The 17,178-nt window shown below is 41.1% G+C and carries 8 protein-coding genes; all 8 read right to left on the bottom strand.

The features are described 5' to 3' along the window. Nucleotides 1-273: 273 nt before the first annotated feature. On the bottom strand, nt 274-2,469 hold the full coding sequence (locus KI375_RS10895) for a transglutaminase TgpA family protein (RefSeq protein ID WP_212973525.1): 2,196 nt from the start codon (nt 2,467-2,469) through the stop codon (nt 274-276). Then, nucleotides 2,466-3,680 (bottom strand): DUF58 domain-containing protein, encoded by a 1,215-nt coding sequence (locus KI375_RS10900; protein ID WP_212973526.1) that lies wholly within the window; start codon nt 3,678-3,680, stop codon nt 2,466-2,468. Before KI375_RS10900 ends, KI375_RS10895 begins: the two co-directional genes overlap by 4 nt. Nucleotides 3,681-3,682: 2 nt before the next feature. Then, nucleotides 3,683-4,636, bottom strand: a complete 954-nt coding sequence (locus KI375_RS10905) for an AAA family ATPase (RefSeq protein ID WP_212973673.1) — start codon at nt 4,634-4,636, stop codon at nt 3,683-3,685. Between the two features lie 584 nt (nt 4,637-5,220). Beyond that, the gene (gene nadE / locus KI375_RS10910) at nt 5,221-6,048 is read right to left on the bottom strand and encodes an ammonia-dependent NAD(+) synthetase (RefSeq protein WP_212973527.1); all 828 of its coding nucleotides are present in this window, start codon (nt 6,046-6,048) and stop codon (nt 5,221-5,223) included. Between the two features lie 18 nt (nt 6,049-6,066). Continuing rightward, nucleotides 6,067-7,548: a nicotinate phosphoribosyltransferase gene (locus KI375_RS10915; RefSeq protein WP_212973528.1), complete on the bottom strand. Its 1,482-nt coding sequence runs from the start codon at nt 7,546-7,548 to the stop codon at nt 6,067-6,069. 210 nt (nt 7,549-7,758) lie between these two features. Then, the gene (locus tag KI375_RS10920; protein ID WP_212973529.1) at nt 7,759-8,319 is read right to left on the bottom strand and encodes a cysteine hydrolase family protein; all 561 of its coding nucleotides are present in this window, start codon (nt 8,317-8,319) and stop codon (nt 7,759-7,761) included. After that, a complete protein-coding gene (locus tag KI375_RS10925) occupies nt 8,316-8,906 on the bottom strand; it encodes an HAD hydrolase-like protein (protein ID WP_212973530.1) in 591 nt (196 codons plus the stop codon). The genes KI375_RS10920 and KI375_RS10925 overlap by 4 nt, the downstream gene beginning before the upstream one ends. Nucleotides 8,907-9,304: 398 nt before the next feature. Beyond that, nucleotides 9,305-17,062, bottom strand: a complete 7,758-nt coding sequence (locus tag KI375_RS10930) for a non-ribosomal peptide synthetase (RefSeq protein WP_212973531.1) — start codon at nt 17,060-17,062, stop codon at nt 9,305-9,307. Nucleotides 17,063-17,178 lie beyond the last annotated feature (116 nt).

Consider the following 17,178-nt stretch of genomic DNA (forward strand, 5'->3'; position numbering starts at 1 on the left):
TCTTTCCTTTTCCTATCCTTTTATATGTTTTACGAGCTTGCTACTAGCATTACTGGAAAAAAGCATCTTAGGCTATTGATCATATTTTTCCATGGAGGGATGAAGGAAACCCTCCTGATTGAAGTTCCACTTTATCTTTTGACCTTCCATTCTGAAATATGTAAGACGATTGAAATGCTCCCTCGATTTTCGAAGGAGCATTTCAGCTCATCGCCCAGACTAGTAGATGCGTGATCTGTTTTATCTCATTTTATACTTGAGAACGGCCCATGGTCAACCTGTTGCTTTTTTTATTAAATTTTCCCATAATTCCTTGGTTGCATTCAGGTCGATTTGCTCGCTAGAAGGGGATTGGTAAACTAACTTTTCATAGTTCATTGTTAAGATCCCCATATCTTTCGTTTCATAATAGGCATCCACATATGCGGCAAAATCACGAAGAGTTTGGCCCTTTTCTCGTTTTACTCCCACCCTTGCTAGCTGTTTCAACAGTTTTCCATAAGCCTCTATCAATCGCTCTTGATCAAAGTTCTGTTTATATACATATAACCAATAATATGGGATCCATTTTCTTCTTGTCATATATAATAAAAACCCGATGATCATCAAAGCAATCAGTAGATAGATAAAATACTTTTGATATTCTTTTAAAGAAATGGTTTCTTTTTTTGCAGAACCAGGATTCTCCTGTTCCTTTTGTTGTACTTCTTCATTCTCATCTTCTTTAGGTTCTTCGTTTGCTTGTTCCTCAGGCTCTGAAGATTGCGGATCTGAAGAATCTGGTGATGTAACATTATCCTGTTCATCATATGCATAGCTCACGGTGTTTTGAAAACCAATGGTTGGTTCAAATGGAACCCATCCTTCTGTTGGGAAAAAGACTTCTACCCAAGAGTGTGCATTGTTATTTGTAACTTCATACTTTCCGTTTTCTGGCTTGTATTGCCCATGTGAATATCCTTTCGCCCACCGTGCGGGAATTCCTTCCGCTCGTAACATTGTCACCATGGACGTAGAAAAATTATCACAATAGCCTAGCTTGGTCTCAAAGAGAAACTGATCTACGTAATCCTGGTCCCTTTCTGGAACAGGAACCTCTGATTGATTGTACGTAAACTCGCCATTTTTAAAATAACGTTCGACTGCCTTCGCTTTATCAAACCAATTATCCTCATCGCTCATAATCTCATGGGCAAGCTCTTTCACACGCTCAGGCAGTGAATCAGGTAATTGGATATAGGATTCCATCCATTCTTCCATCTGGGAATCAATCGTATCATGACTGACCTCACGCATTTGTTCCATACTAACATCCGTGTCCTGGTATGTGACTGTATATTGCTCCAGTTCAACAGCTTTATTTTGCTCATTAAAAGATCGTAGTTTATTTAGCCTGGCATCATATTGAAAAAAACCATCTTCATTTCCTTTTACTGTCGTAAATCCATATGGAATAAGGACATGAGGATAAGGGATTTTCATCGTAATATGGGCTTCTTGTGTTTCTTTATGCTCATTATTCATAAGTGGATCAATAGGGATATACTCACCTGACTGAATATTTTCATGAGAGCTTTGACCCTTCGATGTTTCCCAGCCTTTTCCTGTATAGACATCCTTTGTTTCTACCCGCCAATATTGCTGTGTTGGCGCTTCTGCCTCAAATACTACTCGATCATCCGGAAGAAAAGGGCCGCCTAAACTTGAATCATCTTCCCCATATCCAATCCGTGACAACTCATTATTTCTCGGCAAAACATTATCTGCCTGTGATTGAATAAACGGCACTGGATCAGGCCAAATCGGTCCTGCTTTTGGTGACATATAACCAATAAATACACTAATGCCAACCAGTATCACAAGCGGAAACGTCCATTTCCATTTTGCTTTGAATGGCATCTGGATCTTTTCCTTTTCAAGCAATCTTTTGAAAAAGAGGAGCCCAAGTAAGATAAAACCGATTGAAACAATGCGGACGATGGCCCACTTTGCATCATATTTCGTAAAGGTATCCAGCACGCTTATATAAAAAATCGTCATCATAAAGAAAACAAAGATATTCCTTTTTACTTCTACCCAATATTGAAACAGATAGGCAACAATCCAGATGAGAATATACAGAAGGCCTGTACGGAATAGATCCGATAAACCATCAAATTGTCTTGTTAACAGGAGTTTGATGTTATCTATACTATCTTGAAGAAAGAGATAACTCCACCCACCGAAACCACTGCTCCCTTTTCCAAAAACAAGAAAGAGCAAGCAATAGATAATTAGGAGTTTTAATAGAAAGCCAACCCATGGGCGAACTTGGAAAAAGTACAAACAAAGGGTAAGCAAAAGAAAATAAACAAAATAATGAACATGCCCTGTATTGGTAATATACTCCATTGGCCGCAGCCATTCCCATAATAAGAAAAAACCCAAGCCATATAGGAGGAATAGATCGCCTTTTTGCTTAAGCTTCATGCTTGCAACACCTCCAGAAAGGCCGCTCGAAACTGGCCTTCATAGAGAGTTTTTACGACAATCCCTCTCTGATTGGCAAGCGAAATATATTTTCCTTCATTCTGATTAGCTGGCGTATCCCGCTTTTTTATATTATAAACAACCGTTCCACCACTTCTTCTTAACTCCCCGCTTAATCCATCAATCAGCTCTTTATTAACCGTTGAAGTAATGACCGCGAGCGTAGCAGCTGGCTGATAAGGAGCTAATTCTTTCTTCACTACTTGATCGAGCGGGGCCGTACAATTTGGCAGGACTCGAGCAAGATGATCAAAGATTACACTCTCTTGCATAGCTTCTCCACGAATGGGGATATAGGTCACTTTTTCTCCAACCGAAAAAAAGCCAAGCTTCCCACCATGTTGAATAATTGTTTTCACTATTGATGCAGCAAATTGAACCGCTGCCTCAAAATGCTCCGTATTCACCCGATTGAAGACGATCATCAGGTCATTCGTTTGCCTTACCTCGAATTCTTTTGACATCATTGTATTTGTACGCGCCGTTGCCTTCCAGTCAATCCAAGAGACTCTGTCACCTGGTTGATATTGTCTTACACTGGAAACGAGAGAAGTATCCCTTTGAAATTGCATTGGGTTCACCGTCCCCCCATGTTCAAAGCGACTTTCCAATGGTTTATAAATTAATTCCTCATATCGAGGATAAACTAGGACCCTTTGCTGATGATCAAACCATCTTTCTTTTTTAAATATGCCTAGCACATCTCCTGTGATGAGGCGAATTCCCTCCCACTTATATTCTCCTCTAGAGACTTTTAATGGATATTTTAGGTCGATCCTCGTTTTGAACCCAGGAAAAATTAATTGCTTATGCTGCTTGGATTGAATACTGGCAGGTAGAATATCCTCGACCACTAGAAACAAAATCGGGAACGGAATTTTTCTTTTAAGTGTAATTTCGATTATAATCGTTTCACCCGCTTTTAAATGGCGCTTTGGCATCCTTCTTTCCATTTTAAATCCTTGCAAGGGATAACATAAAAGCAGGAAGGAGTATAGCGCAAAAGGTAGAAAACTATAAAAGATAAACCAACTGACAAATCCGCCTTGAAACATCGCAAAAACATAGGAGCATCCTAACAAAATAAGCAATAACACCAGTCTGAAGAAGGACTCAAATCGTCGCAGACGCTTCAATCTAGCTTTGAGCATCGTCAAACAGTCCTTTTTATAGGAACATCAGTATTCCTAATAATCTGGTCTAATACATCTTCTGAATCTGTTCCTTGGTATTTAGCTTCCGGCCTTAAGATTACACGATGGGAAAAAACATACGGCGTTAGATATTGAATATCATCCGGTATCACGTAATCTCTCCCGGCAATGAAGGCATGTGCTTGTGCAGCTTTCATTAAAGCAATAGAAGCACGTGGACTTGCCCCTAAATAAACATCCTCATGTTCTCTCGTCTGTCTGGCCAATTCTACTATATAGTATTTTAATCCTTCTTCTACATAGACGTCTTTCACATGTTTCTGCATTTCGATTAAGGTTTCAAGAGATACAACAGGGTCTAATGTTTCAATTGGAGTATGTCTTTGTGCTCTCGTCAACACTTCCACTTCCTCCGAATGATCTGGATACCCCATTCTCATTTTTAATAAGAAACGATCAAGCTGAGCTTCGGGAAGTGGATAGGTTCCTTCATATTCAATCGGATTTTGTGTGGCCATCACAAAAAAAGGACTTTTCAATTGCAGAGTCGTCCCATCTACTGTGACACTCTTTTCCTCCATTCCTTCTAAAAGAGCGGATTGTGTTTTCGGTGAAGTACGATTAATCTCATCAGCCAAAATAATATTCCCCATAATCGGGCCTGGCCTAAAAATAAATTCCATATCTTTCTGATTATAGACGGATACCCCTAGAACATCTGATGGCAATAAATCGGGGGTAAATTGGATACGCTTGAATGTAGCATTTACGGATTTAGCCAAGGCGCGGACCATCATCGTCTTTCCAACTCCTGGTACATCCTCTAATAAAACATGCCCTTCTGCTAATAAAGCTACAAGACTTAAACGGGTAATATCGGTTTTCCCGATCATAACCTCTTCAATATTTCCAATAATTTTCTGAACTTGTTTTTGCATCATCTCACTATTCATCGGCAGCATACACCATCTCTCTATTATATTAAATCACTGGCCATTTTCTCATCTACTTATAGCAAGCTTACACCTTTCTATGGCTAGCTCTGGCTCCTAGCAAACTTACAACCTCTGATTGCGCAAGTCAACATCGGCTCATCCTTCGCCCTTGTTGTCTACCTACAGACGGCAGGATGCGAGTCCATCGGTGTTTCGACAGGACGTCGAGCCTTTTAACCGATGTTCCGCAAAATAACCCTGAATCGCCGAAGGGAATTTTCACCCTTCTTCGGTTCCGGAACATTTGCTTGTCGCTCCTAATCAGCCGTCTTCCGCATTTCACTTTTCCTTTATCTCGTCAGAAGTCTTTAAATTTAGGCCCACAAGATGTGGGTCAGAACGGCGTTGCGACGTACAGGATGTACTAGTGCAAACAAAGCGACAGGACGTCGCGGTTTGAGTTTGCCGCCAGGACGGCGCGACTTTAGCCGTTCCTCCTTTATTCGCTTTTCTTTATTATAACAAAAATGGCAGGTAAAAAGTTTTGAATTTTCCTCACTTTTTACTCTGCCTGTATGGTTTTGTGTATAATTTGTTAACGATTAATGCCAGAAGTCATCAAATATGTTAATCGGCAGGTGGCGTTTATGAGCCGATTTGCGATAGAGTGCTTCGATTGTATTTTTGGCTGTTTCTGGTACTTTCTTTCCTTCGAGGTAATCATCGATTTCTTCATATGATACACCTAGTGCAACCTCGTCTGGAATTAAAGGGCGGTCATCTTCAAGATCTGCGGTAGGGATTTTCAGATACAAGTGCTTTGGGCATCCAAGTTCCTTAAGAATTTTACGGCCTTGGCGTTTATTCAAGCGATAAATGGGCACTAAATCAGATCCTCCATCGCCGAATTTCGTGTAGAAGCCTGTTAGGGCTTCAGCGGAATGATCTGTTCCCAACACAATCGCATTAAAATGAGCGGCTACACTATACTGTGCTTTCATTCGCTCCCGAGCTTTTTCATTCCCTTTCGTAAAATCACTTATGGAAATTCCTGCATCCTGAATCGCTTTTACACTCGCATTCACAGCAGCCTGAATATTTATCTCATACACTTGACTGGGTTGAATAAATGCCAGGGCATCCTCTACATCCTGCATATCCGCTTGTGCCCCATATGGCAATTTTAAAGCAATAAATTGATATTTATTATCCTGACGCTCCTGATTCAATTCGTCCACTGCCATTTGCGCAAGCTTACCAACAAGCGTAGAGTCCTGCCCGCCAGAAATGCCTAATACAAAACCATTAAAGAATCCATATTTATTCATATAGGCTTTCATAAAATCAATGCTCTTGCGAATCTCTTCATTTGGATCGATGTTTGGGCTCACTTTTAATTCTTCAATAATTTTTTTCTGGAGTGTGTCCATGAAAAAACCTCCCTATCTTCACTGACTATCTGCAGAATGTTTAAATCGCCTTACTTCCTCTTTTACTTTCTTGATATTATCCATTTTGTTATCCCAACATTTTTGACTAAGATCAACTGGATATTCTTCAGGGTTTAAAGACCTTTTATATTCATCCCATAAGACCTGCAAAGCCTGCTTCGCATATGCTTGAATCTCCATCAGTTCCGGCAGTTGATAAACCCGTTCCCCATTTTCAAAAATAACATGATGTAAATGAACGGCCTCGAAATCAGTCACAAACTTGCTGATATACGTATGAATTGGATGAAACATTTTTAATCGCTCTTCCTCAGCAGGCTGTTCATCCCAAAGTGTAATATAATCCCCCTCCGATTTATGATTTAACCGATTTATAATCCGATAAACCTTTTTTCTTCCTGGTGTCGACACTTTATCAGCATTGCTGGAAATTTTTATCGTATCTTCCATTTCTCCCTGATCATTTTCGATCGCGACTAATTTGTACACAGCACCCAGCGCAGGTTGGTCATATGCGGTAATCAGCTTTGTCCCTACTCCCCAAGAGTCGATTTTGGCCCCTTGGGCCTTCAAATGTAAAATCGTGTATTCATCGAGATCACTGGAGGCAAAGATTTTCGCATCTTTCAGGCCTGCCTCATCTAACATTCTTCTTGCTTCTTTTGATAAAAAGGCCATATCACCACTATCTAAACGGATCCCTTTGAAATTAATTCTATCACCGAATTCTTTTGCTACTTTAATCGCTGCAGGTACTCCTGACCGTAAAGTATCATACGTATCAACGAGAAAAATACATTCTTGATGGGTCTCAGCATATTTTTTAAACGCCGTATAATCATCATGATAGGCCTGCACCATCGCATGAGCATGTGTACCGGAAACAGGCAATCCAAAGATTTTTCCTGCCCTTACATTACTTGTGCCATTAAAGCCGCCAATAAACGCCGCTCTCGTTCCCCATATGGCAGCCTCTGTCTCCTGAGCTCTTCTTGTTCCGAATTCCAAAGCCAACTCATCATTGACTACTTGACGAATCCTTGAGGCTTTCGTGGCAATCAATGTTTGGTAATTCACAATGTTAAGTAACGCTGTCTCCACTAATTGAGCCTGCACCAACGGAGCTTCTACTTGTAGTATCGGTTCATTCTGAAAGACCACTTCCCCTTCTATCATGGAACGAATGGTGCCTGTGAATCTTAATCCTTGTAAAAATTGGATAAAATCTTCCTTATATTGTAACTCATTTCGTAAATAGGCAATATCGGTATCACTAAATCTGAAATTCTCAATATATTGAACGATTTTCTCCAAGCCGGCAAAAATGGCATAGCCATTCGCAAAGGGTAATTTTCGAAAATACAGATCAAATACGGCTTTGCGGTTATGGATTCCATCCCGGAAATACGTTTCCGCCATATTAATCTGGTATAGATCTGTATGTAATGTCAAACTGTCATCATCGTAATGATTATTCATATTCATTAGCTCCTTAATTTAGGTCTAGCGCCCAACTAGCAAACTTTTAGTATCTGCTTGCATCAGTTAACATCGACTCACTCTTTCTTTGTCCAGCTGCAGACGACAGGGCCTTGAGGTCAAATAACCCTGAAACCCTAAAGGGAAAAACGCCCTTCTTAGGTTCAGGAACATTTGCTTGTCGTCCCTTCCCAACCGCCTTCCGCTTTTCTAAGTAACTGTTGTTACTTTGGCTCCAAGTGTATTCGTAAAATGAGTGAGAGCCCACTTATGCCCTGCTTCGTTAAAGCTTGCCACAGCGTCAGAGTAAAGAACGATATCGAAACCTTTATTATAAGCATCAATCGCCGTGTGCAGCACACAAATATCTGTGCAGACACCGACAATATGTACTTCTTCAATTCCACGTTCTCGCAGCTTTATTTCTAAATTCGTCCCTGCAAATGCACTATATCTCGTTTTATCCATATAGTAAACATTTGTGGCTTGTTTATTCTTCTTATACCAATCTTGTAGAGAACCATAAAGCTCTCTTCCTGCTGTTCCACTCACATTATGCTCAGGGAAAAGTTTTGTTTCTGGGTGATGAGAATCTCCTTGCTCATGTTTATCAATCGCTAAGACTATATATTCATTTGCATCGAAAAAATTTTTCGTCACCTGAACAATCGCCGCTTCAATATCTTGTCCCGGCTTCCCACAAGTTAGTTTCCCGTCTGGTGCAACAAAATCATACGTATAATCTACATTTAGTAAAGCACGTTTTTTCATATCAACGGCCTCCTTAGAAGATCGACAACTTCATCCGTATATTCTTCAACTTTAAGATCTGCTTCAATATCAGGATTTTGAAAGGCACATGTTCTTAAGCCCACCTGCTTCGCGGGAATTAAATCAAGCGACCGATCCCCAATTGCCCAATCTAATTGATATTTATTATGTATGTATCGATAAGCATCCACTTCAGGTTTGCGAGGAAATCCATCATCATCTGGGCTAACAATCTCATCAAAGTACTGTGCAAGTCCCCATTTCTCCAGCAGCTCTTTTGTCGACTCGCGCGTTCGATGTGTCACAATCACATTGATCTCTGCAGCCGATAAAACTTTCTCCACACCAGCAAAAGGCTCACTGCCTGTCTCCGAACATGCGTGATCCAACTCCTTAAAGCGATCGCGATATTGTTCAGGAATACCGAAATGAGCAAAAGCTTCCTTTGACGTTCGTTTCAGCCAGCGAAGGGCCTCCACTTCATCTGCTTGCTTCCCATGATACTCTTCATGCACCGTACAAAAACTCTCGAGAATCGCCGGATATGTATTAAAAATTGTTCCATCTAAATCCCACAGTAACCTCATCTTACCCCCACCTATTTCCATTCTGTAATCTTAGATTACCATATTTCAGCCAAAAATATATTTTAATGTTGGCATTTTACTAAAAATATGAGAAAAGTAAAGTGAAATTTCTTTTGATAGAGGCATACAGCCGATTCATCCAGAATTAATGTTTTTTCATTTTCAAAAGAGAGGCTGGGACAAAAAATGCTAAATTCCAAAAAAGAACAATGTATTACCTTAGCGGAGGAAATATACGGAAACTCCTGCGGGAAGTGAGAGTCCGGTAAGACCCCGGAAGGCGAAGCCTGAGGAGGCTTGCCACTCGCCCAAGGAAAGCGAAGTATATTTCCGGAGCGAATATAAGCTCCCTACCAGTTCTTTTTCTTTGGAAAACACTTTTGTCCCAGCCTCTTCTCTTACATAACGCTTATTTCTTTCTCTAAATACCTTTTTAACCCTTCGGTTTGGCCTGCTATGCAAAATGTGCTAATTTGGATTTTATCCTGATAGCATAATATGCTTATAAAGTTCTGGTCTTTAAATTCTTCCTGAGAAGTGTTCAGTAAGTCAATATCTATGTCTTCATAATCTTGAACCTGTTCAAATAACATCAACTGATTATGAATCGGAATTGTAATATTTCTTGGATTTAATTTTGTAAAGGCTCCGAGAATTTTCGGATATCGCCATTGCAATTTCAGTTCAGAAAATAGTGTAGCCATATTAATATTATGTTCACGCATAAACTGTAATTTATCCGTTACTTGTCCCATAATCGATTGATCTTGATTGACATCCACAACATGAGGAATAAAATCAATAAACTCTCCAATATAATTATAATACTCTTGATCCAAGTATTTTCTTCCATTATGGACAACAAGCATAGGGATTTTTAGGTCTGGGAAGAAATACTGTAACACCTTCACATAAAGTCGTTCAGACAATTCAATCGGATGCTGCTCCCATGGAGCCCTTTCCTCTTCATTTAAACGGAATGTATATCGGACCTGTTCAAAATCTACTTGTTTCACGAGTTTTTGATACTGTTTAACCGCCTGTTTAAAATCAGCCAATTCAAGCTTTTGATAGATCTCCTCTTGCGTTGTAGCTTGCGGACCTTTTTGGATCTGCTCTATATAGTTTCCATAATCATAATGCGTTTTAGGAGCTTGGATTGCTTCTTCCTTATACAGGCTTACTAGCTCATGCTTCAAAATATCCTGGCTAAAACCGTCAAATACAAGATGACTGCACAAGAGAATAAGTCGATAATCTCTTTCGTCTTTTTTTATTAAAATAAACTTAGCCATTAACTGATCTCCAGCAAAATAATCATCCTGATCAAAATCAGTGTACATACTGATTACTTGCTGAACGATCCTTTCTTTTATAGTCGTTGTCACATACGTCAAATCCAAAAACGGAATATTTAATTGGGCAGGACAGTCGACTTCAATAAGTTCTTCCTTTTTTATATTGATTTGTGTACGTAGTATCGGATGTCGTTTCAATAACGCTACCACTGCTTTTTCTAGTTTAGGAACATGGATCTTTTCCTGAAAATGGATTTCCGCAAAGCTGGATCGGATCCCCATTGTATAAGACAATTTTTGAATAGCCGATAACGGTTTTCTAGTTGGAAATGGCTTAGCTTGAAAATATTCAGTATAGCCAGCTAATTTTGTTTGTGCCTTTTCTAGTAATTCCCGCTCGGGAATCTGCCGATAATGCTGCTGCAAAATAGCATCCACATATGATTGCCCTTGTCGCATTCCTTCACCAGGATCAAAGGAAAGTGGGAATAAATAGTGAGCAGCGATCGAATTCGCTTTGCCAAAGAATTGAGCGATTTCGGCCTTTCTGCTCTCTAGAATCGCATCTTCTACCAATACAACTGTTCCATGGCTTGTATCCACTAGCTTTATTTCATCAGAATTTAGCCCTAATGTTTGAAGCTGATCAACCTTTTGATCCTGCTCTTGGCTCTCCGTTATCAGTGCTGCTATTCTTTCAACTGTTTTGAGATTGAATAATTGAATAACACTGACTTCAAATCCATGCTCCCTTAATTTAGAAACGAATTTTATCGCTTTTAAAGAGTTTCCTCCTAATTCAAAGAAACTTTCATGGATTCCAATCCCTTCAACGCCTAATACTTCTTCTAAAATCGTCACAACTGTTTTTTCAATTTCTGTATTAGCTGGTTTGTACGGTGTTTTTTCGATTACATTCGGTTCTGGAAGCTTTTGCTTATCTAATTTTCCATTGGAAGTTAGTTCAAACTTATCTACTTTACTTATATAGGTTGGGATCATATAATCCGGTAATTGTTGACTTAGTGCTTCTTTGATCCTATGCTCATTAAGTTCAGTATCACTCATAATTAGATATGCACAAAGCTGCTGATCGCCGAGCTGATTTTCTTTCACAACTACTTCCGCTTCCTGCACACCGGGTTGGGCTAAAAGCAAATGGCTTATTTCTTGTAGTTCAATTCTTCTTCCTCGAATTTTAACTTGATCATCCATTCTCCCTAAAAATTGCAGTGTACCATCAGGAAGCCATCTTCCTAAATCTCCCGTCCGGTAGATCTTTTTATCTTTGAGAAGTGGATGGGAGATGAATTTTTCTGCCGTTAATTCCGGTCGATTTAAATAGCCCTCGGAAACGCCCAAGCCACTGACACAAATTTCTCCCGGCATGCCAATCCCACATAATTGCTCTCCTTCTAGGAGATAGATTTCCATATTGGCAATGCCTTGACCAATCAACACATTTACATATGAATCTGTTGGTTTATAAATATAATCACAACAACCAATGGTTGTTTCAGTCGGTCCATATTCATTATGAATGTGGATATGCTCTCCAAATTGAGTAAGAGCGGCTTGCGCTATTTTAGCTGACAATTCCTCCCCGCCGACAATAAGGCTTTGCAACTGCGGTAATACTTGGCGCTTGTTTGGTTCACATACAATTGCCAGATGAGATGGTGTCAATTTGATCATCGTGAGCTCTCTATTTTGAAAAACAGAGTAAATATCCTTTTCGATCCCCTCCGTATATATGACTAATTTTCCGCCAAAGCACAGGGGAATAAAAATAGAGGTCATCGTCAAGTCAAAACCAATGTTTGTAAAAAGCGGCATGATGGCTTGGCCTGTGACATATTCTTGCTCACAATATTGTAAATAATTGACTAGGTTGCGATGAGAGATTTTCACCCCTTTTGGCATACCAGTAGAGCCTGATGTATAGATGCAATAGCAAAGTTGATCAATATCAATCGAAATTCCTGGATCATCGATAGTCGAACCTTGCAACAGACTTGGCAGAGCAAGTGCTAGACATTCTCCTGTATCGATTTGCGGGGCATCTTCCTCTGTTATAAGAGCCTTTGCCTGACTATCCTTGATAATAAATTCTAAACGGTCCTGTGGATATTGATGTTCCAACGGTAAAAATCCAGCGCCACTTTTCAATATCCCTAAAATCGTTGCGATTAGGTCAAGGCTTCTTGATAAAGAAAAGGCAACAAGATCATTCTTGCCAATTCCAAGTGCTCGTAAATGATTCGCAATTTGGTTTGCTTTCTTATTCAATTCTGCGTAGGTAAGTTGCTGATCCCCTTGTTCTAAGATTACTTCATTCGCCCTTTTCTCCACCTGTTCTTCCACTAAATCCTTGATCGACTTTTCTTCCTGAAAGATCACTTGATTATCATTAAATTCATACAATACTTGTCTTTTTTCTTGTTCTGGCAAACAATCCAATGCGTTTAATGTTTTATGAAGATCACTTGGGAGTGCGGTGAGCATTTGTATATACTGATTAGCTAGACGAACAATCGTTTCTTCCTTATAAAGATCTGTACAATATTCTATATTTAATAAATAACCATTTTCTGTCATATCAATGGTGAACGTTAGATCAAATTTGGCAATCTGGCTCTCCTGTATGACATCTTGATGGGCCAATTGTTTAACAGTAAGTTGTTCTTGCCCTTGATTCTGCAAAACCAACATGCAATCAAATAATGGGTTTCTTGATAAGTCGCGTATCGGCTCTACTTCGTCAACTAAATCTTCAAACGGGTATTCCTGATGCTCATAAGCGTTTAATGTCGTCTGTTTAATTTCTGTTAGAAATTCGCCGAAGGTCTTCGTTTTGGTTGGACGTCCGCGCAGCGCTAAGGTATTGACGAACATACCGAGCATCCCTTCGGTATCCCGATGAGTCCTGCCTGAAATTGGGCTGCCTACGACGATGTCCTCTTGGCCGCTGTATTTTTGTAATAACACCATAAAGGCGGCTAAAAAGACCATATATTCTGTTGTGTTCGTTTGGCGCGTAAGGGTTTGGACCGCTTGTTTGATCTCTTGCGTCATCTCTACTGGCCACGTAGCTCCACGGAAGCTTTGCTTAGCTGGTCGTGGAAAATCTGTTGGCAGATCTAAGATCGGAATGTCCTCCCGGAATTGGTCGACCCAATAGGCCTTTTGTGCCTGCAGATCTTTGTGCTGCATCCATTCACTATAATCTTTATAATGCACCGTCTGTTTTTCTAAGGATTCCCCCCGGTACAGTTTGGAAAATTCTTTGGTTAATAGATTGATTGATTCCCCATCGGCAATCAAATGATGCAAATCAAACAACAAGTAAGCTTGCTTGGTTCCTTGCACCATCTTCACACGAAACAACGGAGCTTGTTCGACATTGAAAGGACGAACAAAGTCTGCTAAAGCCGCCGCGGCTGTCAGCTCATCGTTTTCTTCATACTCCACCTGAACAGATACCGTATCCGCTATTTTTTGTACTGGCTCTCCTTCCACAAGGTGGAAGCTGGTGCGTAAGATTTCATGGCGGTCAACTAGCTGCTGGCAAACCGTTTCGATCTTGTCACGATCGACCGTTCCTTTCATTTCCAGCACCCCTGGGATGTTATAGGCCGTCGCGGCTCCTTCCATCGCTTGGATAATATACAAGCGCTTCTGCGGAGAAGACATCTTGTAATACTCTTCTGCAGGTGCAGCTGGGATCGGCTCATAGGACTGATCGGCTTCTAGCTGCTCGATTTGTTCACTCAGTTCGGCAACCGTCGGGGCGTCAAAGATCATTTTTAAAGGCAAGCGGATGCCCATTTGTGCCTCGATCACATTGACGAGTCGAGTGGCACGCAGAGAATGGCCGCCAAGCGCAAAGAAATCATCGGTCGTGCTGATATTCTCGACTCCTAGCACGGTTTGGAAAATCTCAACAAGCGTTTCTTCCCGTTCATTTTTAGGGGCGACATACCTAGTAGAACTGGTGAAGGTTGGCACTGGTAAGGCTTGGTGATCCAATTTTCCATTGCGCGTGACAGGCAACTGGTCCATCTCGGTCACGGTTGTTGGGATCATATAATCCGGTAATGCTGTTCGCAATTGGGTTTTAAGCTGGTCTAGGTCAGGTCGCTCGACCCTGTCATGATACACGACATAAGCCGCAAGGAAGGGTTCCCCCGTTGGGGCTGTTTGCACTAAAACTGCGACATCTTGAATCCCCGCCTGTTGCTTGATCACTTGCTCAATTTCCCCTGGTTCAATCCGGTAGCCACGAATCTTTACTTGGTCATCGATTCTCCCCAAGTATTCGATCGTCCCATCTGGCAGCCATCTCGCCAAGTCGCCTGTGCGGTAGAGTCGGTCACCTGGTTGATACGGATTGGCGACAAACTTCTCAGCAGTGAGCGCTGGTTGGTTCAGATAGCCTCTGGCCACTCCGTCGCCGCCGACACATAATTCGCCTGGCATCCCAATCCCAGCTAATTGCTCGCCTTGCAGGATATAGGCACTGCTGTGCTGGAGCGGTCGGCCAATTGGCAGCCGGGTATCCCCTGGTTGTATTGGATAATAAAGCGAAAACGTCGTATTCTCTGTTGGGCCATAGCCATTTATTAATCGGATGGAATGGTGAGCGAGGAATCGCTCCACATGTGCTTCCGACAGTTTTTCTCCACCAATTAAGAGTGACTCCAGTGGCGTAAACACATCTACATCCAAATCGACGAGATTATTAAACAATTGTGCTGTCATCCACATCGTATTGATCGAGTAGGTCTCCAGGGCGTCTCGTAATTGAGACGGATCGGTTACAATATCGGTCTCCACTAACGCAACCGTACCGCCATTGAGAAGCGGACCCCATATTTCGAATGTGGAGGCATCAAAGGATAGCGCACCGGTTTGTAATACGCGAGCGGACTCCAGCGCCACATAGTCTTGATTTTTCACCAACCGCACCACATTGTGATGTTCCACGACGACCCCTTTCGGTTGTCCTGTAGAACCGGAGGTGAAGATAACATAGGCGGCATCATGCGCGCTTCCCTTGCTTTCCTGTCCCTCTTCTTGATAGTTTCCATGAAGAGAGAGAAGCTGTGGCACATTGATGTCCTTGAACGCGGTCCAGTGTCGCTCCCCACATAAAATGGTCTCAATCTGACAATCCGCCATCATTTGGTGCAATCGTTTGGCGGGGTAATCAGCCTCCAGCGGCACATAGCCACAGCCATGTTTCAGAATCGCGAGCAGGCCTGCGACCATGTCAACCGATTTCTCTGTGACAATCCCGACTAAGCTCCCCGATTTCACGCCAGTACGCTGCAATTCGCCCCATAATTGATTGGCACGCTGCTCTAAATCTGCATAGCTTACACGTTCATTCGCCGTCACCACCGCTTCCCGTTCTGGATAGCGTTGGACTTGTTCCAGCCATAGCGTATGGATCGGCTTTTCTTTTGGATAGACGGATGGAGATGGATTGAACCCATGCAGTAATTCTTCAGTTTCCGCTGCTCCCACAACATTCAACGAATCTATCTTTTTTGCAGGGTAACGGACAATGTCCTCGATAAGCAGTTTAAACTGTTGGAGGATCCTTTTTATTTCATTCGAACTGTATTTTTCCGTATCGAACATAATCGATGTCACCCATACATCAGACTTTTGAATGACTAGACTGATCGGATAATTGGTCTCCTCGCGAAATTTCTCGGTTACGATAAACTGGTCATCAATTTTATTCTTCACATAATAGTTTTCAAACACCATCAAAGTGTCGAATGTTAAATCATTCATTTGCTGAATTGTGGCCAATGGACAGTAGTCAAATGGAGTAGAATCGATAGCTTGCTTCGCAACAGTTTGCGCGATTTTTTCAAAATAATCATCGGCATGACTTGTCACACGAACAGGAATGGTATTAATAAATAAACCTACCATCTCCTGAATATTTTCAATATCACTATTTCTTCCTGACACGACTTTTCCAAACACAACATCATTAGACTGAGTATATCTTTGTAATAAAATCCCCCAGGCTACCTCGAACAATGTATTGACTGTAATGTCATTTTGGGTACAAAGCTGTTGAATATCATGACTAAGTTCCTCGCTATAGCTTACTACCACTTGGTTGTTTTCGACTTTTTCCTGTGAAATAGAACCATCTGGCGGAATCGTTGCCACATTCGAATAATTTTCTAAAAGTTTTTGCCAATAGCTGAACCCTTTATTCACATCTTGCTTTCTTAACCATTTGATGTAATCTTCAAAATCAGGTAAACGATTCGCTTCTTGACGCACTTCTTCCGCTAATACGTCAAACCGCTTTCCTTCCTGCAAAGCAAGATAATACTTCATGAAGTCGGAAGAAATGATCGATAAACACCATCCATCTAAAATAATATGATGAAAAGTCCAGATAATTTTATAATCCGATGGCCCATTCTTGATCACTTTCAACCGTAAGAGGGAGTTTTTCTCTAGATCAAAGCCTCTTTTAATGTCTTCTTGCGTTATTTCTTGCTCTTGTTCTTTTCTTGCAGCCGGGTCTAAATCACTTAGATCGATGGTCTCCATTTCGATCTTTCGGTTTGATAAGATAATTTGCTGTGGCTTTTTTACCTTTTTATAGACAACAGCTGTCCGTAAAATTCGGTGCCTTATGCTTAACAGCTCCAGAGACTTTTTCACTTGTTGTTCATCAAGCTGCTTCTTTATCGACATCACTTCCTGAACAACATAGCTAGTCGATTTTTCATCGAACATTTTGTGAAAAAGCATTCCTTCTTGCATAGGCGTTAACGGATAAATTTTTTCGATTACACGATTTTTAGCCGTTTTCACCATTTATATTCTTCCTTTCATACGAGCGATTTAATGAAGGGAGACTGGGACCAAAGTATTTTGCATACAACCCGCTCCAGAATCGCGGGTGTGGCAAGTCTCCTCAGGCTTCGTCTTCC

The organism is Bacillus sp. J14TS2 (assembly GCF_018333015.1).
Classification (GTDB): Bacteria; Bacillota; Bacilli; order Bacillales; family Bacillaceae_C; genus Lederbergia.